Origin of the sequence: Chryseobacterium indologenes, assembly GCF_001295265.1 — a bacterium.
Taxonomy (GTDB): domain Bacteria; phylum Bacteroidota; class Bacteroidia; order Flavobacteriales; family Weeksellaceae; genus Chryseobacterium; species Chryseobacterium indologenes_A.
This window is the reverse complement of sequence record NZ_LJOD01000001.1, coordinates 595,135-618,867: the sequence shown is the minus strand read 5'-3', so window position 1 is coordinate 618,867 and position 23,733 is coordinate 595,135. Positions and strand designations below refer to the sequence as shown.

20 protein-coding genes and 1 pseudogene are annotated in these 23,733 nt (G+C 38.6%); 18 read left to right on the top strand and 3 right to left on the bottom strand.

The features are described 5' to 3' along the window. Nucleotides 1-2 precede the first annotated feature (2 nt). The 6 genes and pseudogenes from AOB46_RS02780 to AOB46_RS02760 all read left to right on the top strand — a co-directional run bounded on the left by AOB46_RS02780 (nt 3) and on the right by AOB46_RS02760 (nt 5,344). The gene (locus AOB46_RS02780) at nt 3-1,274 is read left to right on the top strand and encodes a condensation domain-containing protein (RefSeq protein WP_062696505.1); all 1,272 of its coding nucleotides are present in this window, start codon (nt 3-5) and stop codon (nt 1,272-1,274) included. Beyond that, the gene (locus tag AOB46_RS02775) at nt 1,271-2,524 is read left to right on the top strand and encodes a condensation domain-containing protein (protein ID WP_082376998.1); all 1,254 of its coding nucleotides are present in this window, start codon (nt 1,271-1,273) and stop codon (nt 2,522-2,524) included. Before AOB46_RS02780 ends, AOB46_RS02775 begins: the two co-directional genes overlap by 4 nt. Further along, on the top strand, nt 2,521-3,066 hold the full coding sequence (locus AOB46_RS02770; RefSeq protein WP_062696503.1) for a hypothetical protein: 546 nt from the start codon (nt 2,521-2,523) through the stop codon (nt 3,064-3,066). Before AOB46_RS02775 ends, AOB46_RS02770 begins: the two co-directional genes overlap by 4 nt. A 131-nt stretch (nt 3,067-3,197) precedes the next feature. Further along, a pseudogene (locus AOB46_RS24080) lies at nt 3,198-3,305 on the top strand (DUF4357 domain-containing protein); the annotation flags it as partial. A 157-nt stretch (nt 3,306-3,462) separates the two neighbouring features. Continuing rightward, nucleotides 3,463-4,590: a 1-acyl-sn-glycerol-3-phosphate acyltransferase gene (locus AOB46_RS02765; protein ID WP_062696502.1), complete on the top strand. Its 1,128-nt coding sequence runs from the start codon at nt 3,463-3,465 to the stop codon at nt 4,588-4,590. Between the two features lie 208 nt (nt 4,591-4,798). Continuing rightward, complete coding sequence (locus tag AOB46_RS02760) at nt 4,799-5,344, top strand: hypothetical protein (RefSeq protein ID WP_062696501.1); 546 nt, start codon at nt 4,799-4,801, stop codon at nt 5,342-5,344. Between the two features lie 143 nt (nt 5,345-5,487). On the opposite strand, the gene AOB46_RS02755 is transcribed toward AOB46_RS02760, so the two are convergent. Then, the gene (locus tag AOB46_RS02755; protein WP_062696500.1) at nt 5,488-6,972 is read right to left on the bottom strand and encodes a serine hydrolase; all 1,485 of its coding nucleotides are present in this window, start codon (nt 6,970-6,972) and stop codon (nt 5,488-5,490) included. An 88-nt stretch (nt 6,973-7,060) separates the two neighbouring features. After that, a complete protein-coding gene (locus tag AOB46_RS02750; RefSeq protein WP_062696499.1) occupies nt 7,061-7,657 on the bottom strand; it encodes a helix-turn-helix domain-containing protein in 597 nt (198 codons plus the stop codon). A 215-nt stretch (nt 7,658-7,872) separates the two neighbouring features. Here AOB46_RS02750 and AOB46_RS02745 point away from each other — a divergent pair, with 215 nt between their 5' ends. The 11 genes from AOB46_RS02745 to AOB46_RS02695 all read left to right on the top strand — a co-directional run bounded on the left by AOB46_RS02745 (nt 7,873) and on the right by AOB46_RS02695 (nt 21,431). Further along, nucleotides 7,873-9,156 carry a retropepsin-like aspartic protease gene (locus tag AOB46_RS02745; RefSeq protein ID WP_062696498.1) on the top strand — a complete coding sequence of 428 codons (1,284 nt, stop codon included), beginning with the start codon at nt 7,873-7,875 and terminating at the stop codon, nt 9,154-9,156. A gap of 81 nt (nt 9,157-9,237) precedes the next feature. Next, nucleotides 9,238-10,113, top strand: coding sequence for a helix-turn-helix domain-containing protein (locus AOB46_RS02740; protein ID WP_062696497.1), 876 nt, complete (start codon nt 9,238-9,240; stop codon nt 10,111-10,113). A gap of 88 nt (nt 10,114-10,201) precedes the next feature. Beyond that, on the top strand, nt 10,202-10,924 hold the full coding sequence (locus AOB46_RS02735) for a siderophore-interacting protein (protein ID WP_062696496.1): 723 nt from the start codon (nt 10,202-10,204) through the stop codon (nt 10,922-10,924). Between the two features lie 129 nt (nt 10,925-11,053). Further along, the gene (locus AOB46_RS02730; RefSeq protein ID WP_062696495.1) at nt 11,054-12,949 is read left to right on the top strand and encodes a DUF262 domain-containing protein; all 1,896 of its coding nucleotides are present in this window, start codon (nt 11,054-11,056) and stop codon (nt 12,947-12,949) included. 3 nt (nt 12,950-12,952) lie between these two features. Then, nucleotides 12,953-15,343, top strand: a complete 2,391-nt coding sequence (locus AOB46_RS02725; protein ID WP_062696494.1) for a DUF262 domain-containing protein — start codon at nt 12,953-12,955, stop codon at nt 15,341-15,343. A 128-nt stretch (nt 15,344-15,471) separates the two neighbouring features. Next, a complete protein-coding gene (locus AOB46_RS02720) occupies nt 15,472-16,497 on the top strand; it encodes a hypothetical protein (RefSeq protein WP_062696493.1) in 1,026 nt (341 codons plus the stop codon). A 3-nt stretch (nt 16,498-16,500) separates the two neighbouring features. Next, nucleotides 16,501-17,436 (top strand): hypothetical protein, encoded by a 936-nt coding sequence (locus AOB46_RS02715; protein WP_062696492.1) that lies wholly within the window; start codon nt 16,501-16,503, stop codon nt 17,434-17,436. Beyond that, the gene (locus AOB46_RS02710) at nt 17,436-19,034 is read left to right on the top strand and encodes a hypothetical protein (protein ID WP_062696491.1); all 1,599 of its coding nucleotides are present in this window, start codon (nt 17,436-17,438) and stop codon (nt 19,032-19,034) included. The genes AOB46_RS02715 and AOB46_RS02710 overlap by 1 nt, the downstream gene beginning before the upstream one ends. 249 nt (nt 19,035-19,283) lie before the next feature. Then, nucleotides 19,284-19,565, top strand: a complete 282-nt coding sequence (locus AOB46_RS02705; protein WP_131724307.1) for a hypothetical protein — start codon at nt 19,284-19,286, stop codon at nt 19,563-19,565. A 329-nt stretch (nt 19,566-19,894) separates the two neighbouring features. Next, a complete protein-coding gene (locus AOB46_RS02700; protein ID WP_062696489.1) occupies nt 19,895-20,893 on the top strand; it encodes a hypothetical protein in 999 nt (332 codons plus the stop codon). A 19-nt stretch (nt 20,894-20,912) separates the two neighbouring features. After that, nucleotides 20,913-21,431: a hypothetical protein gene (locus AOB46_RS02695; protein ID WP_062696797.1), complete on the top strand. Its 519-nt coding sequence runs from the start codon at nt 20,913-20,915 to the stop codon at nt 21,429-21,431. A 186-nt stretch (nt 21,432-21,617) separates the two neighbouring features. Here the strand turns inward: AOB46_RS02695 and AOB46_RS02690 are convergent, their stop codons facing one another. Next, nucleotides 21,618-22,088, bottom strand: coding sequence for an Lrp/AsnC family transcriptional regulator (locus AOB46_RS02690; RefSeq protein ID WP_062696796.1), 471 nt, complete (start codon nt 22,086-22,088; stop codon nt 21,618-21,620). A 142-nt stretch (nt 22,089-22,230) separates the two neighbouring features. Between AOB46_RS02690 and AOB46_RS02685 the strand changes: the two genes are divergently transcribed. Then, on the top strand, nt 22,231-23,619 hold the full coding sequence (locus tag AOB46_RS02685; protein WP_062696488.1) for an MFS transporter: 1,389 nt from the start codon (nt 22,231-22,233) through the stop codon (nt 23,617-23,619). Nucleotides 23,620-23,733 lie beyond the last annotated feature (114 nt).

Sequence of the window (23,733 nt, the reverse complement as noted above, 5' to 3'; positions counted from 1 at the left end):
CTATGAAAAGAAGATTGTTATTTGGAGAACGTATGCTGCTGGGCGACGGAACGGAACCTTTTAATGCGGTGATCCCTTTCAGGCTGAGAGGAAGTTTTACATTGAAAGAGATCCGGCAGGCACTGGAACGTATCCAGGACAAGCATCCATGGCTCAGGGCATTAATCAGTCATGATGAAAAAAATGTGCCCTGGTTTGATGTTCCGGAAAATCCTGTATCCATTCCGGTAAGAATTCTGGCCCGCCAGGGAGATAACCAATGGCAGGAGGAATCCAGAAAAGAATGGCAGACACCTTTTGATTATAAAAAACTTCCCCTGATCCGTTTTGTGTGGATTAAAGGAGAAGAGGTTTCTGATATGCTTTTTGCGTTTCATCATTGTTTATGCGATGGAGGTTCTGCCATGGCATTTCTGTATGAGTTCCTGAAAGTGCTGGATGACCCTTCCGCAGACATCGGAACCGAAAATCCGATCCTGGGAATTGAAGATGTAGTGCCAGCGTCTATGCTGGCCAGCAGAAAACAGCAGTTCAAAGCTAAATTCATCGGAAGACTGGCTGCTACGGCCATTAAATGCATTCCTGTCAGTAAAAAAGCCGTTGAAAGAAAGAATGATTATCTGATCCACTGGAAGCTAAATCCAACAGAAAGCCGGGAATTTATGGAGTATTGTAAATCCAGAAATGTTACGGTGAATACTTTTTTAAGTGCGGCAATACTTCAGGCTTTCAAAAAGGTAAAAGGAACGGCAGCTTTCAATAAAGTTTCCTGTCCTGTAGACATCAGAAGGTTTGCTCCGCAGATTAAAAACGATCATATTTTCGCTTTTGGATTGATGATTGTGGTTTCCGCGAATGAAAAATTGAGTTTTTCCGATAATTTACCTGTGATGCAGAAGGCGGTGGAACTTAAAACCTCTAAACTAAATCCTTATATCACGATGATGGTTATGGAATCCGGACACGATGCACTGAAGAACTTTACGAAACTCCTGAAGAATGGGAAATCGTCCAACGACTGTATGTTTTCCAATCTGGGGCGGATTCAGATTCCGTATGAATATAAAGCATTTACCCTGGATACCATTTTCAGCCCTTCTGTAATTGGTCCGTTGGGAAATACAACGACTATGGTAGTTTCAACTTTCCGGGGTGAGATGGATTTTTCCTTTGTAGGAAGTGAAGGCTATCTGCCTTATATCGAGGCTCTGGCCATCCGTGATGAGGTTATTCGGACTGTTAAAAAAGAAATGGAATACAATACTGTATCATGATGAAACGAAGATTAATGATGGCGGAAAGGATCATGTATGTTGATCCTGAAACACCTGTCAACTGTATATTTACAGCAAAGATCAATGGCAGAATTGCTGAGGGGAACTTTGCAACGGCCCTGGCGAAAATCCAGCAGAAGCATCCTCTGCTAAGAATGCGTATTGATTATAAAACGGAAGTATATCCCATTTACACAGAAGAAAAGGAAATGGAACCGATTCCTATCCGTATTGTTGAAAGACATACAGATGACGACTGGATGAAAGAATCAGAGAAAGAATGGTTTCGTCTGTTTAACGATGAAAAGAAGCCATTAGCCCAAGTCGTGTGGGTAAAAGGGGAAGATATTTCCGAAATTCTTTGGGTAATGCCTCACTGCATCGGTGATGGAGGATCTCTGGTCACGCTGATGCGGGAACTTCTGGAACTGTTGGATAATCCTTCTTCTGAACTTCAGCCTTATGAAGTTTTCAGCTCAGCCGATGATTTCCTGCCTCCGGATTTTGACCTGAAAAAGAAGAAACGAAATGCCAGATTTTACCTGCTGATGGCTAAGCTGTTTTTCCTGATGCAGCGGAAAAGTAAAATAAGAAATCTCGGAAAAAATTATGTTATTCACTGGAAAATGAATGCTGAAGCCACTTCACAGATCACAAAAATGTGTAAATCTCAGGGGATTTCTATACATTCCCTGTTATGTGCTTCTTTTATGCAGGCTTTTCAGGAGAAGCAGGGGAGTAAGGCTAAGGGAAAGGTGATCAGTCCTGTGGATGTGCGCCATTTTATTCCGGAGATCAAACAGGATCATGTATTTGCATTTGCTCCTACTGTTGAACTTTCGATTAAAAAAGGAAGCCGGGACGTGATGCAGAATGCTAAGCGGATCAAAGAACAGCTGGCTTTGAAAATAGAAAAGACACAGGCCCGCGAGTTACTGTGGATGGGTGAACAGATGCATCCGATTGTTGAGCGCATGATCAGCCTGCTGAAATCGGGCAGGGGAGGACATGATGTTACCTTATCCAACATGGGAAAACTCAATATTCCGGCTGATTATAACCATTTTAAAGTAGAAACCATCTATAGTCCGACAGTGGCCTTTCCTTGGCTGAACTCAACAACACTGGTGACCACTACCTTCAACCAAAAGATGGATTTTATGTTCATCTCACATGAAGACTTCCTTCCTAAAGCAGAAGCCACAGCAATTAAAGATAAAGCCCTTGAATTCCTGATGCAACCCGTATGAAATTGAAAATAAAATCGCCACAACCTAAAAAACTCAGGAAAACCACCCTGAAACGCTTTTTATTAAAGCGCACGATGTATTATGTCTTACCCAACGTATTTTTTAATTTCATCATTGCTTATGCCAGCTTCAAAGAGTTAGGCTACACCCATTTCTTCGCCGGAGAACAAAATCTGGCCCGCCTTACCCTGCCTATGGCGATCTTTCTTCCGGTAGTCCTCACGATTGATATCATCAAAAGAGTTAGCGATGCTGCCAACCAGGAAGCCATAGAATTTACCATAGATGAACAGCTGAATATTAAAAAGTTAATGACCAGACTGAGTATTTTGTATGGTTTGGTTACCGGTTTATTCGTGCTGAGTTTGTTGTTTTTGGGACAGGTTAATTTATCAAAGGATTATAAGCTGGATGGTGCGGCGATGGCTGTGGTAGTGGGAGTTTTAGCGGGAGTTTTGTCTGTGATTTTTGTGTATTTGCCGGTGTGGAGGTTGAGGAGGTGGATGTGCAGACGGGTTATGATGGTGGATTTAAATCAGTAGATTTTGGTAGTATTCAATACACTTTAGTATTTATTTTTTACATAAATTATTATCTTTGATAGTATCATAGATATGAAACTATATTTGCCTGCGGGAATAGATGTGCATAAAACAGTTACAAAGATTATAGTTTCAATTTATCTTCAAGAGCAGTAGAAGTCATATTAGCCAGATCGGCAAGCGGCCCTTTGGAATGGAAGACAGAAGACGGAATTCAGTTAAAATATCTGGAAATTTAATGGATACAAAATCCTCTTTAGAAGTAATCTTTTTAAGAGGATTTTTATATCTAACCAATTACTCCTACGCCATTCATAATACTTTAACATCCTTTATAACCGCATCCCAGATAAATTTTCGTTCTTTTGCAAAAAGTTTTTAATCTTAAATAATTGCATGTCAAAGTTTGATGAAATCCGGTTTTTTGATGATCATGAAGTGAATGGAGCATTGGCGGGAATAGCCCGGGACCCTATGATGAAGGCGTTGGTGAACTTTACTTTCCCGGACAGGGAAGAGGAGATTTGGCAGGAACAGCTGAAAAATGTTCATTCTACGAGTGATTTTCAAACCCATTTCATTGCGCATACCGTTCGTCAGATCCTTGCGAAAAGCTCTGATGGCTTAACAACTTCAGGCTTCGACAAGTTGGATAAAAACACCCCTTATCTTTTCATTTCGAATCACCGGGATATTGTTCTTGATACTTCCCTGCTTAATCTGGCTTTGCTGGAAAGCGGCCATATTATGACAGCTTCAGCAATTGGAGATAACCTTGTCCGCAGGAAGTTTTTAAATGTTCTGGCCAAGCTGAACCGTAATTTTCTGGTACAGCGGGGACTTTCGCTTCGTGAGCAGCTGAAAAGTTCCCAAACCATGTCGGAATATATTGACCAGCTTTTACATGTCCAAAAACATTCAGTATGGATCGCCCAGCGGGAAGGCCGTACCAAAGACGGGAATGATGCTACCCAGCAGGGCGTTTTGAAAATGCTTGCCATGGCAGCGGGAGATCAGCCGTTAATGGAGTACTTTAAAACCCTGAAGATTGTTCCCATTTCTATTTCCTATGAATATGACCCTACAGATTCCCTGAAAATGCCTCAGCTGCTGGCTCAGCACAGAGAAGAGGAATATATTAAAGGAAAGAATGAAGATTTTACCACAATGCTCAGCGGGATTTTAGGCCAGAAAAAAAGGATTCACCTTCATGCCGGTGATGTTCTGGATACGGAACTGGATGAAATTGCGGCAGAGATTGAGAATAAAAATAGGCAGCTTCAGGCTGTTGCCCAGGTAATAGACGATTCCATTATCAGGAACTATAAGCTTTGGCCAACTAAATTCATTGCCTACGATCTGCTCCGGAATACCAATACTTATGCTTCACAATATACAGAACAGGAAAAACAGCTGTTTGTAAGGAGACTCGAAATGCGTATCGATCCGTCTGATCCTGTTTCAAGGGAATATTTCCTGGCGATGTACGCCAATCCTCTGATCAATAAAATGAAACTTCAGTAGTGCTGCTCTGCTGTTTTTTTATATCTGTGGTTTTCTGGCAAGATAAATCCATATATCTGCCACTAATGCATGGATAAAAATTAACACTTAAGTTATTTTTTTAGTGTATACGTATTTAAAACATAAGATTTTTATTATTGCATACGAGGTTTCCATCTTCCCGTTTTTAATCAAAAACCTTATCTTCGCACTATAAAAACCTGACAATATGAAAAAAATAATCTTCCTGGCATCAGCTGTATTCATATTAAATTCCTGTGTGGTAAGAACAGCTGCGAAAGTGGTAACAGGTGCCGCAACCCTTGGATATAAAGCTGTAAAAGGTACCGTAAACGGGATCAGCTGGGCTGTAAGCAAAGCCAAAGGAAAAATAGATGAAGACCGTCTGGACGGAACCTGGAAAATAGTAGGCGTATACCGTGGCTCCTTTGAAGATTTTTCAAAAGATCAGAATCCCGATGCCTCATTTACCTCAGACTGCACAGAAAGCTTCGATCAGATTATTTTTAAGGCAAAAAAATCGAGGTTCAAACCGGTACACTGCAGTTCCGATAAGGAAGACTGGGTAAAATATTCCCTTGAGTTCGGTAAAAATCCTCTCACTAAAGAAAAAGAAAACTATATCGAATACAATTCCGATAATTATATCTCTGTGATTGATGTCAATAACAAAACAATGGTTCTGGAAGGAAATGTAATGCCTAAGCTTGCCTTTTCCGGAGCAAAATTATATCTGCTGGAGAAAGTGAAGTAGGACGGAATATTAAATTCTAATAAACTATTTCGTAAAATCATTATAAAGCCTGCATACTCAAAATGAGGCAGGCTTCTTACTTTAATTTTCTACAGATCTCTCAGATTATACAGCTGCTTAAGTTTATTTCAAAATGGCATTCATCATTTATTTTCTATCTCTGAAATTTTCTTTCCCTGTTCACCCAGATAATGGATCGCCAGCTTTTCATACACTTTATATCCGTCATCCGTATTGGTGAATATCAGAATTCCTTTTCCCGATTTTGGAAGAACAATTGCAATACACCGGGTGCCGAGATCAGCTCCCCCATGAGCCAGAGCATATTCACCATTGCCGAGATCATAGATTTCAAAACCTGATCCAAAATACTTATTCTCCTTGGTTTTAACCTGTCTTTTGATCATTTCCTGAAAAATCTCAGGTTTCAGAAGCCTGCCTTTCATCACGCTGACCATAAAATTTCCATAATCTTCTATGGTAGTATGCAGATCGTCAGCAGCATTGGCCGTTTTTGTTTTTTCAACCGGATAAGGTAGGCCTTCTTTATTGTATCCGATGGCAAATCTTGATTCATCTGTATTTTTGTCCCATACATAATTGGTATCATCCATTTTGAGAGGTTCAAAGATCAGTTCTTTGGCCAGCTGATCGAGTGTTTTTTTGAACTTACTTTCCAGTGCTTTTCTCAGGTATTCAAAACCTTCCCCGGAATATTGGTATTTTGTTCCGGGATCGAATTGGAAATTCAGTTTTTTATCCGGATTCATCCATCTCCAGTTCGGAAATCCGGTCTGATGGCTCAGAATTAATCTGGTGGTTAGTTTTTTATGTCGGGGATCATGGGCAATATCCGGATCTGTCCAGTAGGATGCAAGAGGTTCATCCGGCTTCCATTTTCCAAGACTGATCAGGCGTAAGGCAACCATTGCCGTTACAGGTTTGGTAAGAGAGGCTACGTTAAAACAGGTATTGTAAGGTGCTGAAACATCTTTTTTTATTTCACCGAAGACTTTGATCTGTTTGAGTTCACTTCCTTCGATGATCCCTAATCCAAGGGTAGGAATATTAACTTTTTTCAGCCAGTTTTCAATGTCCTGGTCATTTTCAGATATAATGTCTTCAGAAGATTGCTTTGCCTGATGATCAAAGCTCAGCGATTTTCTTAATTTCCAGCTTCCGTTTTCCAAAAACCAGAAATTGGTAAATTGAGCCGAACCCACTAATTGCTCAGGCTGATTATTGATTCTTTCATAAAATTGATGAGCTCCGTTCTGAATGACGGCATAAAGCTCTCCTTTTTTGTACATGGGATATATTTGAGTACTGTTGCTGATAAGAGCGCGTCTGGACCGATACGTTTCCGGAGATTTGCACAAACCGTTTTTAAAATCGGCCATGAATTTCTTCTTATCAGAAATACCATCCTTATCGTGATAAAATTCGAGCTGGTCACTTAGCAGGTCTTCCATCTCCTTAAAATTACAGGTGTTAAAGCCAACGGAAAAAAGAAGGCTGTCTCTGGATAGGATGGTTTTATAAATGCTGTTTGTTTTATCAGTCTGTGCTTTGGCTGTATTCAGGAAAATAATAATAAAACAGAACAGTATCTGAGTATACTTTGTCATTGTTAAAAATTTTGACAAAGATTAGAATTTCCCTTGTTTTTATCCTGATGATGAACCCGCCAAAAACCCGCCAAAGTCCTGTCGGGATTTATATCATGCTGAAATTCAGTTTGAAATAAAGTTTTTTGTTCCGGTCTATGGAAGCTGCGTTTCGAAGGATGATAAAAACATTAGTCAGTACAACCAGGATCATAAGAATCAATGTAAACTGTCTTCCTGGTTTTAAAAAGATACCCAGCATAAATACAATGGGAGCCATCACTGTCCATATCATCTGAACTGAAATAATCTGCCTTGCCAGAGTATTCCGCTGCTTTAAGATAAACATCAGGAGGAGAGGAACTAAAATGTTCAGAGGAGGAAGTACAACGAACAGAAGGGATGAAAGATTGATGAGCTTGATTTTTGAATAGTTGATCCCGGGTTCTTCTTTCCTGGTTTGAATTTCTGTTTCTGATTGTAATTGGGTTTCTTGAGGTACAATGTCAGCTTCGGGAGCAGTCTTTGTTTCCTGTAATAAGCTTTCGTGTATTTCCAATGCCTGTGCCAAAGCTTTTAGGGTGTGTCCTTTCGGTTCCGTTCCGGATTCAATCCGCTGGATTGTTCTTACGGAAATTTTAGATTTTTCCGACAGTTCTTCCTGCGTCAGATTTTTCTGTTCCCTTACAGCTTTTAATTTAGACATGGGGTATTCTGAAAAGATTATTTTAGTTAATTTCTGACCGCTAAATTACATTTTTCCGAAGCTAAACACAAAAACCGTTTAATATCATGGAATATCTTGTTTTCTAATACCGGAACACTTTTTTACCGTCTGAATATCTATCTTTGTTCTTGGTGCATCTGGCAAAATGTTTAAGATCCCTTATTGTGAATCTGTATTTTAAATTAATATCAAATATGCTCGTAAATATATTCAGAAACCAGGCAAAAGCAGTGCTGATCATCTTCAGTATGGTTTCTTTTGCTCAATGGTCTTATGCACAGAAGCAGTCTTCTTTTAATGAAGTATACAGTCTTATACAGAAGAAGGATTTCTTTAATGCAAAAAAGCAGTTTGAAGCACAGAAAAAACAGTTTCCGGAAGTGTATAGAGATTTCACAGAAGCCGTATTGTACAATGCTTTTAATCAACCGGAACTTTCAGAACAGAAAATAGTACCATTAATCAGTTCTCGTTCATCTCTTCCGGACTCTTTGATGCTGAAACTTTACAGAGTGAGGGAAGACAATGCCATGAAGCGATATGAGTATCAATCGGCTAAAAATATTCTGGAAACCATACAGAAGAATTATAGCAATCTGCTTTCTGAAGAAGAAAAAGAAGATCTGGAAAATACAATGAAAATCTGGACAGCATTGGCACAGCAGCCCCAACAAAAAACAGAGATCAGAAGTACTACCACCCTGAAAATGGAGAAGGATAAAGCAGGTTTGAAGAATCTTAAAGTAGAAATCAACGGAAACTCTGCTGATTTCATTTTTGATACAGGAGCCAATTTATCTGTGATCACGGAATCTACAGCCAAAAGTTTCAAAATGGAAATTATTCCTGCCGGGATTAAAGTGGATGCGATTACCGGAGCTTCAGTGATGGCTGATCTCGCTGTGTGCAAGAAGATGATGTTAGGAAATATTACGGTTGAAAATGCAGTATTTCTGGTATTCCCGGATGCTGCACTGGCTTTTCCGCAGATCAGTTATCAGATCAACGGCATTTTAGGATTTCCTGTCATTGAATCTTTTAAAGAAATACAGATGACGAAAGATGGTTATTTTATCGTCCCGAAAGAAGAAACGAAGATCAATTCTCCCTCCAATATGGCCATTGACGGCCTTACCCCAATGATGGGTATGGATGGAATGCATTTCAGTTTTGACACCGGAGCCGAACGTTCCATGCTGTATTATCCTTATTATCTGAAAAATAAACATCAGATTGATCAACATTATAAGACCGTTCCCATCACCCTTGGCGGAGCAGGAGGAACCAAAACGTATAACGGAGCTGAAATTGAAGCAGTTTTCCATATCCTGGATAAAAAAGTAACCCTTAATAAGGTTAGCGTGCTGAAAGAAAAATTTGGCAAACATCAGGTATACGGAAATATCGGACAGGATGTTATTAACAGCTTCCAGAAACTAACCCTGAACTTTGATAAAATGTTCATTAAATTTGAATAAAGTAAAGAAGAAACGAGGCATAGAAGAGTAACGGGCTTTTAATTCTATTCATCCTCCATTCTTTTAATATATTTATGCATTATGCCTAAAGTAAAACAATCTATTCCTACCTATGATCTGAACGACATTTCCCAGCGAGGATTCATTGTTGAAAGAATGGATGACCGCATCAAACATCCCGAGGAAACTTTCGTGGATAAAGGAGTGCATCGTGACAGTCATTATATCTTCACCTTTATGAAAAGTGGCCATGTAAGAATGATGGTAGATTTTAACAGGGTGGAGGCAGAAGGGGCTTCCATGTTTTGTGTACTGCCTGGCCAGGTACATCAGGGACTTCTCATGAAGGACGTTTCCGGATGGTTTGCCGCCGTGAAGACAGACCTGGTTCCCGACACGGTAAGGGTGGTATTTGAAGAGACTTTAACTGAAATAGAACCATTGCCTGTTGAAGAAAAATGCTTAGACCTGCTAAACAGTTCTGCAGAGGTGCTAAATAAATGTTGTACAGACGAAATATTCTCTGCTCAACGGGGAAATCTGGTGATAAGATCTCTGCTCAATGCTTTTACAGAAATGTTTGCGTTGATTTATACTCAGAATACCAGCCCGGAAATATCAAACGAAAGCCGTTCCTTTCAGCTGACCCGAGCATTCAGAATTCTGGTGAGAAAGAATTTTAAAACCCTGAAAAGTCCATCTGATTATGCCGGCCTTCTTAATATTTCACGAAGTTATCTCACGGAGGTGATCCGGGAAGTAACAGGAAAATCAGCACAATACTGGATTCATCAGGAAATTCTGATCGAAGCAAAAAGATCCCTGTTTTTTACCCATCTAACCGTAAAAGAGATTGCTTACGAACTTGGATACAATGATCATGCTTATTTTACAAGGCTGTTTTCTAAATTAGAAGGAAAATCACCGTCAGAATTTCGTGATATCAATCAAAAGTAGAGATAAACCGCGTTTTGTCCAATCATTACAACGAAGCAGCTATCGATATATTTTTATTTTGGGGCTTCCTTTGCAGTAAAAAATAAAGATGCCAAGTTTGCCAAAATGGATCAATGACACTGTAGAAAATGTCTGGTCCTCAAAATTTAAAGAATGCACGGTTACCCGTATAGAATCTGTTTCAGAGAACCTTCGTAGACTGCGCTTCAGCACCGATCTGAGTAATGTTGATTTTGAACCGGCCTATGCCATTGGGATCCGGGTGAATGAAAGAGATTTCCGTAATTATTCACCGCTTAGCTTTAATAAGACAGAAGGAACTTTTGATGTGGTCTTTCATCTTCATAATGCTGATGCTGTTGGAAGCCGTTTTATCAGCGGTTTGTCTTCAGGAGATTCCATAAAAATCCTGATGCCTAGAGGAAAACGCTTTTTTGAGCCCGATGCTAAGATCCATTTTTCAATCGGTGATGAAACCTCGTTAGGAAGTTCTCTTTCGATTAAAGAAGCGGCTGAGGAAACCGGAGGTTCTTTTGTCTGTCTTCACGAACTTGAAGATCCTGCTGCTTTGGAAATATTTGAACTTTTCGGGTATCATACTCCCAAAAATTCTCCATTGGAAATCATAGAAGCCTTAAACGACTTTCTGAACGATGAAAAAGAAACGATTAATAATGATGAGGTCGTATTTTATCTCACCGGAAACGGAAACACAATGTCTCTGATCCGTAAATTTCTTAAAGCAAAAGGAGTTGCTCCTAAATGCATCCGGTCACAGGCTTATTGGATCGAGGGAAAGAAAGGTCTGTGACATTTCTTCAGAAAATGCGTGTTCCCGTAATCAGGAATTAAAGATTTTGAGTATACTTGCGGTAGTTTAAGCAAATAAGTACTGTGTAAGCTTATTGTGAAAATAAAAACAAACCTGAAAACATACTGCATGAAAGATAATACACTGCTTTTGATGCCTGTTCGCGGATTAAACAACAAAAGGTTTATTATAGAGAAATATCAGCGGGGATATAAATGGGGGAAGAAAGAAATTCTTGAACTGTTGAATGATATTCGAGAATACGATCACAAGAAAGGAGTCTACTGTATACAACCTGTAATTCTGAAGCCGCTGGGAATTGAGAAAGAGGAATATGAGGGATATAACCTATCCGTAAAAAATGAAGTGATTGACGGGCAGCAGAGAATGACAACAATTTATATTTTACTGCATTATCTCCGTTTTCTTGATGCAGATGAAGACAGTATCCAGTATTCTATTCGTTATAAAATCCGGGAAAAGAGCGGTGAGTTTCTTTCTGAGAAACTTACAGAGATGTTCGGCTATATTCCTTCGCAGATCAATGAGAATCTATTAGAAGATAAGGATTATAAATATGTAGCTGAAGCCAATAACAGCTGGAAAGATTTTGTAACGGCAAACAGACATTTTGACAATGTAGATATTTATCATTTTTTTATCGTTGGCTATTATATAAAAAACTGGTTTGAACAATGTCTGGATAGTGATAAACAGAAATGTTTTATTAAAAAACTGCTTCATCATGTTCATGTCATATGGTATTCTTTAGATGATGCCATGAGTGATCATGGAGTTATTGACGTTTTTCTGAACAACAATAAAGGAAAAATATCTTTAACAACTTCCGAATTGATTAAAGCGCTGTTTATTCTGGATATTTCAAATAAAGAAAGCAAAGCTGTTGCGGAATATAAGATCAATCGTTTTGCTCTGGAGTGGGACCAGGTGGAAAAAAAACTTCAGGATGATACATTCTGGTACTTTATACAGCCTGATTCGGAGAGGTATAACAAAGGAACCCGGATTGATTATCTGTTTGATTTGAAACTGAAACAAAGTTCCCGTAATGATGATACTTTAGCTTACCGTAAATATGAAAAGTTTTTCAATGAGTTAAAAGATGACAGGGAGGGAGCATTTCAGGCAAAATGGGATGAAATTATACAGCTCTTCAATAAACTGGTGGACTGGTATAATGATTCATTCTTTTTTCATTATGTAGGTTATTTAACGGTGACGGGTTTAAGCAGTCTTGAGGATATTCTGGATTTAAGTAAAGGAAAGACTAAAAAGATTTTCCAGGAGAAGCTTAAAAATAGAATCAAAGAAAAATTTGGAAAGACGGTCAGAAAAGATGGTCATGATATTCTGGCTTATGCTGTAGAAAATCTTCATTATGATGATTTTTATAAACAAACTCAGAATGTTCTTCTTTTGTATAATGTTCTCTATTATGTGGATAAAATGTCATCGAACAAATTTCCGTTTGAGCTGTATGTTAATGAGAAATGGAGCATAGAACATATTGTTCCGCAGAAACCCAAAAATCTTGAAGATTTTGAACAATATAGATTCTGGATTAAAGATCAGCTGGAATACAGAAAAGAAAATGCAGAGATTTCTGATGCTGAAAAAATGATTCTAGATGAGTTGGAAAACAAAAGCAGCTTTGAAGAGCTCAAGAAAGATAGAGAACTTCAGGAGCAGGTTGATAAACTTATAGAATCTTTCGAAGACAAAACACACCTGATATCAAATCTGGTACTTCTTGACCGGAATACCAACAGTTCATTAAGCAATCATCTGTTTAAAACAAAAAGAAACAAAATATTGGAATTTGACAGAGAGGGAAGGAATGATGATAATAAACCTGTATTCATTCCTGTTGAAACCCTTAATGCTTTTAATAAAACGTTTTCGGAAAATCTTAAGCTGGAACAGTGGTCGGGAGAAGACGGCAAGAAATATAAAAGTTCTATTGCAGAAAGATTAGAATACTTTTTACCAACAATTAATTCTTAAATCATGGTTGATCATCAATATAGTACATTTTGGGAAATAGTAACCGGTATAGGAATCGAAGTTCCTGCTATACAGAGAGATTACGCACAGGGGAGAGAGAGTGGCAGAATTCCGGTTATCAGAAGGAAATTTATCACTGCACTGTTGTCCGCACTGGAGAACAGCGGCCCGTTAAGACTTGATTTCGTCTACGGGAAAATTTACGGGGAAAAGAATGAGGAGGAGATCCGAAAAAACTCATCGGCTATTACATCGCTTTTGAAAAGTATCCGGGATTATGCGGACAGCATTGATCTTATTGTTCCGGAAACTGGTGTTACTACCAAAAGCAACGATAACGGACAAAGTGTATTTCTGATTCCATTAGATGGGCAACAGAGACTTACGGCCTTATTTCTGATCCATTGGTTTGTTCTTTCAAAGCTGGGGAACAGAGATCAGCTTGGGTTGCTGAAAAGGTTTCGATATAAAACCAGAAAAAGCACCGAACTTTTTATAGAAATGCTTTGCAGCAAAGAGGTTAAGTTTCTCTTTGAAGATTCCCTGAAAGAAGAGATCGCCAATCATGAAACATTTTCTAATACTTGGCTGGATGATCCTACTGTAAAATCTATGCTGAATGTGCTGGAAGAAATACATGGCTACTTTAAAACGAAGACCGAACTGCCGGATTATCACCTGATCTGGACCAACCTTACAGACCGGAAAATTCTGCATTTTGACTTTCTTAATCTTAAAAACTTCAGTCTGTCTGATGATTTGTACGTAAAAATGAATGCCCGTGGCAAAGAACTGAGTGAATTTGAGAATTTTAAAGCCTGGCTGTTTGGAAAGATTGAACATGAAAAATGGATCAGTGAAGAAAGGTGGGAGAAAGATTCCCTGAAATTTGATGTTGAATGGAATGATCTGTTCTGGACTTATAAGGAGGAAACGGTTTTTGAAATAGATACAGCCTACTTTAATTTCTTTAAAATTGTATATATAACCGATCTGGTGTTAAAAACCGATTTGGTTGGTTCTGCTTTTAAAGAAGGTAAAAATAAAGAGGATATTGATAACATTATGAATAACACGGCAGATTTCGATTTTGAAATGATTTACCATGATGATTTCAGAGACAAGCTGAGCCGTTATTTTGATATTTTGAATTACTGTTCGGGAAATGTTTTTGAGACAGAAAAGTATGAAGAAGAAGTTTCTGTATTTTTCAGATTTCTGTTTAATAATACATCGAAAATAGCATGGACAGATTTGATTAAAAATTATAGTATTATAGCTTTCATAGGAGCAAACTCTGATTCGGTTTTTGATAAAGAACATTTTAATGAATATTACAGGGTATTATCTAATTTATATAACAATCAGACCTTTGACAATGCCCAGCTTTATAAAAATGCTATAGGAGATATAACAAAAATAAACAGATATATTAAAGAACACAATAGCAACACTCATCAATGGCTTTCAAATCTCAATACAAATACCTTTACTTCTGTTTTTACTAAAGATCAGGTAGAAGAAGAGGTTTTAAAATCAGCATTAATCAATTCAGAATCTGATAGGACTTCTGAAGATTCATGGAATATATTAATCTGTAAAGCAGAAGCACATCCTTATTTTAAAGGAAAAATAGGATTCCTGCTGAAAATGTCCAATAATGAAAAAAATCTGTTTAGAAAGTACAGCAAAAAAATAGGACCATTATTTGAAAGTGATATTTTAAATCATAAAGATTATCTGCTGCAAAGAGCTTTGCTAACCTTTGGAAACTATTTTGGGAATAAAGGCAGAGGTAAAAGATCATTTTTTAAAAATGATGGTGAAACGTACAGATCCAGAAGAGAAAATTGGTTAGGCTTCCTTACAGACAGTAAAAAAAATCAAATATTAATCTCTTTAGTTGATGATCCGCTCTATAATGATTTGGATATAAAGAATTCTTTGCAACTGATAATAGATCGTTTTATCAGCCAAAACCCGGCAACAGATTATATAAGCCGGCAACTGCCAGATTTGAAATACCATCAGCTGTATATCTACTGTAAGAAATTGTTTAAATATGGAGATTATGGTTTTATAATGCTGGCCAATGAAAAATATGGTTACCAGTTAAATGCAAGCACTACGGGTGGTTATTTTAACGATCTGCTCTGTGAATATATGAAGTTTACCTATTTCCCGGATAATGATGCTGTTATATCCCGTCGTTCCAAAGGTTGGGAAAATAGCCCGTCAATCCTTATTGGTAAAGAGAGGTTGAGGCTGGCTCCCTATGAGGATGTTTTTGTGGCTGAGGATGAAGAGACGGGTAATGAAACTGGTCGTTTTCAGACTCTTGAGGAAGTTATAGAATATATTACAAAAAATAGTCCGGCTATGGTTGAGTCATAAAAACAGACTCTGTATCCGGAGAATAAATACACTAAATTACGGGAAGCCGTAATTTTTTTTTTGAGCTTGTTTGTAGTTTCGGGCATTATAAAACAATATAAAAATCTGAAAACAACAACTCAATAATTATGAATAAAAAAACCACACCCGCGGATCTCTTTCTGGGGATTCTCGCACTGCTTCTCATCAGCGTAAGCTTTTATCAGACCTGGCTTGGATTACAGCAGATCTTTGGGCCCGCTTCATTTGTTATCGCTCTTGTTTTGTCTCTGCTGCTTCTTTTTCTGTGCTGGATGCTCAGAAATGCCAAGCTCGAAGGAAAACCTACCGGAAGTCTGGTCGGTATCTATATTTTTATAGCCTCATTCTGCTTTATTGCCAACTTTAATGCGCTCTATACCCGCTTTATGAAAACCGATATTTATGCCAATGAACTTCGGGAGATCAATAAACTCTATACTGCTTTAGAAAGCGACGTGGAATCAAGGTTAAGCTATAAATACAACAAAGCAACCACCCAGAATATCGAGATCAAGAAAAAACAGCTGATGGAACAGATTAAAGATCCGGGGAACAAAGGAATCGGAACCCGTGCGCAGGCTCTCATCAGCGATATAGAAAAGCTTACCGGACAAAAAGTTGATCTTCTGACCCCGGTGGGAAATGATTACGCAGATCTGGCAGAAAGAATGGGACGGCAGATTGATAATATCATCTCCGATCTGTCTCCCGAAGAAAGAACCCTAAAAACAGACATCAACAATGCAGCCTCGAAGTGGAGTAAAAATATACAGGAGCTTTTACTATTGCCTAAAAAAGATAAAGACCTTCTGTCGCAGGGATTGATCGATGAATCACTGGCGGAATACAACAAGCTTGGAAGCCGTGCCCAGAACGTTTTAGGAGCAGAGAAAATGCATTTTGAACCAGCCGCTTCACAAACTCAGGAAGTCGGAAAGATAGGATTTGCTTTTGAGCATGCCGTGAAGAATTTCGGAATGTACCAGTTTGTTGTACTGGCAGGATGTATTTTACTTGACTTTGTAATCGTAATTATCATTTTACTGGTAACGAGCCCTGACAGCGGAAGAAACAGTGGTGGAAGTGTCTTCAGAAACAAAAGAAGCGGTAATACTTTAATTCCTAACAGCTAAATCATGGAAAATAACAGCAGCAATCTGAAACCTATGTCTTTTGACAATGACATAAGCCAGCCATTAAAACCTCTTTCATTTGAAAATAATAATGATATTCAGGAAGACTTTATCCCTATTGCCAGAACCATTTCGGATGATATTAAAAATAAAGACAGTAACTTTATTTTCTTCTTCGGAACAGCAGAGTCCGGAAAATCTGTGATTCTGTCCACAATGCTGTATTATTTGAGAGCCCATGCCGGAGTAGTACGCCCTAAATTGGGAACACCCAATACCAAAGAAGCCAATGTACTATTGTCTGATTTTTTTGAAAATATCAGGCAGGGTATTTTACCGGAAAGAACAACGAAAGATCAGGTTACAAGGCTGGATCTTGTTTTCGAACCTAATAATAAATCAAAAAAGGTAGTTCCGATTAATCTTACCTTTCTGGAGACATCTGGTGAAAATCATAAAGATATCAGAAGAGGAGGGAGCTATCACAGCAGCATAGAAACATTTCTGAATGCGAATATTCCGCTCACTTTTATCATTGTAACAAGCTATGAATCTGCTCATAGAGATGATGCGCTGATCAATGAGTTTCTGGACGAGCTGGAAAGGAAAGGAAAAAACCTGAAATCAGTGAATGCTATTCTTGTTATTTCCAAGTGGGATAAGTCCGGAAGAATGGATGTGGAAAATGCCGGAGAGCTTGATGATTTTATAATAGAACGCCTGCCAATGACATCGCAGAGAATTGATACTTACGGACTGAGCAAAACCTATTACACAGTAGGAAGCGTTCAGAATACCACAGGACAGGAAAGGATCAGTCTGCTTAATCTTTCTACAGCGGGTGTTCTCTCTAAATGGTTGTACAGAAGCATTACGGGATATGATCTGGATTATGAGGGAACCTTCTGGGAGCGTTTAAAATTTAGTTTTACAAGCTGATGAACGGAACTTATTTTTTTACGGCATTCGGAACTTTCGGAAACCCGAATGGATTCAGGCAGTCCTTTGTATTGGGCGGGAATGCGGCAATCGCAAAAGAAATCCGGACATTTGACCTGAAAACAAATGCTATTAAGCTTTTTCCGGACAGCTGTATCTATGCTTTGCGGAAAGACTATGCCGGAGGTTCAGGTCTCATTTCATATTGTCTGTATACCTTTGCTAAAGAGCAGAACTCAAACAGAGGCGGAACATTTATCGGATCGGGCCTGTTATTTTCCGGTAAATCGGCCTCAGAAGGTCTCGTAATTGATACCTTGAATGAATTTCATGAAAATCTGGAAAAGAACAATGTGACGGAGGAAGTCATTTCAGTCAGCCATTCCGATCAGTTTGTGGTACAGAAGCCTAAAGACTTTGATAAATTAGGATTTCATCTGAAGGAAATTGATGAGGTGGATTTTACCAGATTCAATGGGAATTATCTTGTGGTGTACTGTATGACCGATCCGGCGGAACTGAAGGAAATGTTTACAAAAGCAGTTCAGCTGCTCAATGTGTATGATACCATCTACTTTACCCAAAGCAGTGAGATTGCCGAATTTGTACAGCAGAAAGGGATTTTTAAAATAGTGAATACGGATGGCTTTGACAATGAAATCCGGATTCTTCAGAAAGAAAAAGAAAAATCAGTTCAGGACATGATCCGTGAACTGGAAACTGAAAAAGAAAACCTGAAAGATGAAAAACAGAAAGTAATCAACGAGACTAATCAGCAGATTGAACGAAATGTACAACGTCATCAGGAAAACGAAAAAAAGATTCAGACGTGCAGAGACAGTGTCCGGGTGATCGGGCAGGAATACGATCAGTATTCAAAAAAATTAGATGAACTGATTAAAGTTTTAAGATCCGGGGGAAAAACCGAGACGGTTAAAAAAGAGTACCATGAAAATAAGAAAGTACTGGATTCTGCAATAAGTCAGAATAAAAAGGTGTCTTCTCTTGATACTGTATTATCTTCCGGCCCGGCAAGACCGGAGACTTTAAAGCAGAACCCTTTTTCAGGGAATAGCCTTGCGGAGTTTAATGCCGGCCGGAGCAGGGAAGAAAACCCTAAGTCCGGAGCCGTGATCTATAAAATAATGACTTTTGCTTTACTGTTTCTTTTAGCCGGATCCTACCTTTCCTATTTTCTTTTTTTCAGTAAAGGACATAAGATAGAAATCCCTTATGCCGAAGCCTCCGTTTCTGAAAACCAGGACAATATGGAGACTATTCCTATTGCTCAGCCGGATAGTGCAATTGCCAGGACAACAGAAACCGAAGGAAATCTGAACCCGCAGCCTAATTCAGAGCTGAATGATAACGACAGAATCCTCATTTCTAAAAAAGTAAAGTCCGGAACAAAAATTGACAGTCTCGTCAATGCTGTCTATGAGCTTAATCCGTCAACCATCAAAGACTATTACAAGCATCAGAAAAAAGATTATAAACAAAAGCTTTACCGTATCAATACAGCCAGTTTTTCTGTTAAAGGCCCGGATACCATCTGGGTAGATACTTTGAAAAAAGTACCTAATTACAATAAGTTTTAAATACCTGTTTTCTACAGAAATCAACAGCCCGGGACCCTGTTTCCGGGCTGTTGCGTTTGGGCTTGATAAAAAAGAAATACATTTGCTGTATTCTCAAAGATGATAAGTCGCAGGAAAGCAGAAGAGTGAGCCGCGGCATAAATTTAAAATACAATAAAAATGAGCGTTCTGAAACAGTACCAAATTAATTTTGGAATTCAAAAAATTCATAATACAGATTATAAGTTTATGGAATCAAATAATTTTATATTGAGTAATTTAATCAATGAATTTAGTACCGAAAGAAAGAGTGATCTGCTCCTTGATTCAATTCAATATATTGAAGATCATCCACAGGAAGGAAGTGTAAGATGGGCTACAGATGGATTACAGTTTATAGAAATATTTCCTTCTGTTGTAAAGATTTATACCGATATGGATCATTATCAGGATCAAAGCTCAATCCCTGATCTTGTTCTGCCAACCAGTGATTTTAAAGAAATAACATCAGCCTGGAGTAAGTTTATAAACAATAATAGTCTGCTGCTTTAAAAATTGGAACAGAACTTCTTCTACTTTTACCGATCATAAATAATAACCCATTGCCATTAAAGGTTGAAAGATGGAGTTACTGTATTCAGAGAAAATTATAAATTTTCGCCACATCCTATAAATACTAAGAAAAAATTGAAGCTATGTTATGCATTTATTTATTTTATTATGTTAAAAAGGAGTTTGGTATGTTAATTGTTTGTAGGTTTTTATAATGTGAATATTTCATTTTTTAATTATATAAATGAATGAAAAATATTAATTTATTATAAAATCGTATGAATAATTTAAATTTTAGTGTTTTTAATAGGAAAGTGATTTTCTTATTAATGACGCTTTTTTATAGTATAGTGGGAGCGCAGTGTATACCGTACACGGGACAGACCATGGATCCCGGGAACACCTACTGCCTGAATGGAAATCTTACACTGACTACAGATATTTCTATTCCTGCGGATGCGGTTTTGATTATTCAGTCCGGGCTGCTTACCGTGAAAGGAATTATCGTACATGGAAATCTGGAAATCAACGACCAGGCAGCTGTAAAATCGGAAGGTTCAATTATAATCGGGGCTTTTAACAGTCAGAAAAACTCGAGAGTTAAGCTGGGTACTAAATCATACCTGTCACTTACGGGATCGGTTACTCAGGGAGATCCTACCTTTTTTGGAAATTTTCCCGGAACTTCCTCCACCATAGAGATGGGAACCAATAGCGTTATAGAGATTTGCGGAACGTTCAACCAGCAGTCTGTTACTTATCCATTCGTAAATTATGTGGGAATACCAACAGGAAAAGCTTATTGTATAGCGAAAGCCCAGGTAAGCGGTGGCGGAACTTCTATACTCAGTAACGATAGTCAGATCGTTGCCATCGCCATGGATTCTGTAGTAGGACTTCTGCCGGGTGGTGCCAGTTTTTGCGGTCCCTATGCTACACAGGCCCAATGCCCTTCATTATGGCCCGCAGGTCTTCCTGATGACAAAATGTTGTGTGGCTATGCCATTGAAGTAATAGACGAAATGGATGAATATTGTACCAAACCTGCAGCTACAGGTACTCCTGACGGATATACGAAATTCGGAATTACGGTGCAGCAAAAAAGTAATCAATGGCCTGAAAATATTCCTAATGGTTTCATCGCATTGGAGTCAAAAAATAAAGGATTGGTCATTACAAGGGTAGCGCATGTAAGTCAGACCCCGCAGCCCGGAGATGCTGTTACAGAGCCTAAAGAAGGAATGATGGTATATGATATTCAGGACAGCTGTGTGAAGCTTTATAATGGCTCCGAATGGAAATGTATTCAACGAGGATGTAATGAATAACTTTAATTTGCAGACAATTATGAAAAATATAAAACACATATGTTTAATTTCCGCTTTCTTTATTTTTAATGCTTATAACGCACAAGTTGCGATAGGAAAAGAAACAGTAGAAGGCGGCAGCACGGTTCTGGATTTTGATAATGTCCCCGGAAACACAAAAGGCCTGATTCTTCCTGCCACATCCGGGCTTCCTTCCGGCGGGTCCCTGGCCAATGGTACCTTTGTTTTTGATACCACGGATAGTAAAGTGAAAGTATATGAAAATAATACCTGGAAACCATTGACAGATACAGGTGATTCAAGTGCTGTTTCCGTTAACAGTTCAAATGAGTCCGGAAATGGTGTTATCATGGGAGATTCCACAAGCAGTGCAGATGGAGTACTGGTTTTAGAGTCCGGTACGAAAGCCATGATTCTTCCTAAGATTGCGTCACCACACATCAATGTGAAAAATCCTTATCCGGGAATGATCTGCTATGACACAGCAAGTAAGACGCTGGCTGTATTTGATGGCACTGTATGGAGCTACTGGAAGTAAAGCCTGTTAAAATAAAAACCAGAATCTACAATCAAAAATCCTCAAAACATATCGTGTTTTGAGGATTTTTTTACATGAAGTGAATATTAAATTTGTTTCCAGCTCGGCTATTAATGGCTGGAAGATGGAAGAAAGGAGAGTAGAAGTTAATTTTGGTTGATTTTATTCAACATGAATGTACCGTTTCTACATAATCTGTACGCTTTCTTTAATGCTGTTCATGACAAAAATACTCTTGGTCTGCCCGATTCCTTCAATCTCTGAAAGCTTGTTGACAAAAAATTCATGAAACTCATCCATATTGGGAGCCAGGATCTTCAGCATGAAATCAAAATCACCGCTGATATTATAAAATTCAACCACTTCTTTCAGTTTCCCGACCTCTTCAATAAATTTTCCTGCCGTTTTTTTGTTATGAACATTCAGAGCGATCATGCAGATCACCATCATGCCCTTATTTACTTTCTTACGGTCAAGAACCGCAGTATATTCTTTAATAATTCCTGTTTTTTCCATCCGTTTAATCCGTTCATGGGTAGGAGTAGGGCTCAGGTTGATTCTTGCAGAAATATCCCGCACGCTCATTTTAGCATCTTTTTGCAGCAGACGAAGAATAGAAAGGTCTTTTTCGTCAGGATTGTATGAATCTGTAGTCATTTGTTCTGTTTTTAAATGAATAATTGAATACTGAAGTGTATTTGTTCTTTTTGTTTTTCGGTATTTGTTATTTTGTTCCAAATTTAATGTATAATTTTCATATATGTTCTGTTAATTCTAATTTTGCAGGAAATTTGAATATATGGATACGAGGAAGAATTTAATATTGATTATCGCATCGGTGGGAACTTTTGTAGAGGCTTTGGATATTGCCATTATTAATTTAACTATTCCTTCTATCCAGGAACAGTTTGGTATCGGGGCGGGTACAGTACAATGGCTGCAGACACTATATGTATTGTTTTTTGGTGGTTTTCTGATTATTGGAGGTAAGCTTTCAGACCAGATAGGACGCCGGAAAATGTTTCTGACCGGAGCACTTATTTTTATGCTGACTTCATTAGGAGCCGGTCTTTCCCAAAGCTTTGAAGCTTTAGCAGTGTTCCGTGCCCTTCAGGGGTTGGGGGCAGCATTAGTCATGCCTTCAGCTTTATCTATTGTAACCAATACGTTCAGAGAAGAGCAGGAACGCAACCGTGCCATCGGGATTTTCAGTTCATTTGCAGCTATTGGCTCCGGAAGCGGTCTGTCGGTTGGCGGAATTATCAGTACTTATATGAGCTGGCACTGGGTTTTCCTTATTAATGTTCCTATTCTTCTGATTACCCTGATTTTTGCATACCGTTATCTGCCATTAGATGAGAAAAATGAAACTGCACAGAAAACGGATCTTGTTTCAGGAATTCTGCTTGTTCTGGGATTATTAAGTCTTACCTACGGAACGCATGAACTGATTCACATTCAGGAACAGCCTTCGCTGATCGTAGGTTCACTGGTGTTATCAGTCCTGCTGTTGGTAACGGTCTATAGGAGGTTAAGATCTGTTTCCCAACCCCTGATTGACCTGAAATTGTTCAGGCACAGGTCATTGGTGGTTTCAAATGCAGTATTTTTTACTTTGGGGGCCTTTTTTATCGGATTTTTATTCCTTATTTCATTAATGCTTCAGAAAGATATGGGACACAGCGCTGCATCTGCTGGGCTAATGCTGGTTCCTTTCAGCATCATGTCAGCACTGGTGGCGAAATTTGTACTGCCTCATATATCCAAAAGGCTGAGCTCTTCCCAAATGGGAGTTTTCGGGTGGAGCTTTATGCTGACGGGTGCCTTGTCTTTATTGCTGTCTGTTTATATCGGCCATCCACTGGCTGTAGTATTGCTGGGAGCTGCCTGTATTTCAGGAATAGGAATGACCTTCTGCTTTACCGCCCTTTCGGTAATGGGAATTCAGGATGTAGAGCCTTCGCATTATGGCGTGGCCTCAAGTCTGAGCTCTACAAGTTACTTCCTGGGCGCAGGAATCGGACTTTCATTCATGACTCTGATGAGCCAGATTTTCCCCTCAAAATATGCAGTAGGAGATCTAAGCCTGATGATCCTGATAGGTTATGCCCTTCTGGCATTGGGAATGCTGCTGTACTTTATATTCAGAAACCTAAAAATAAGACAGACTGCGGTTGCAGTTTCATAATCGTAAAAACACACAAACTATATGATAAAAGAACCGGTGCCTGAGTATCGGTTCTTTTTTTTGAACCACATTCAATCTTTCTTTTATTGTACTTTCTTTAAAGAATGTAAAAAA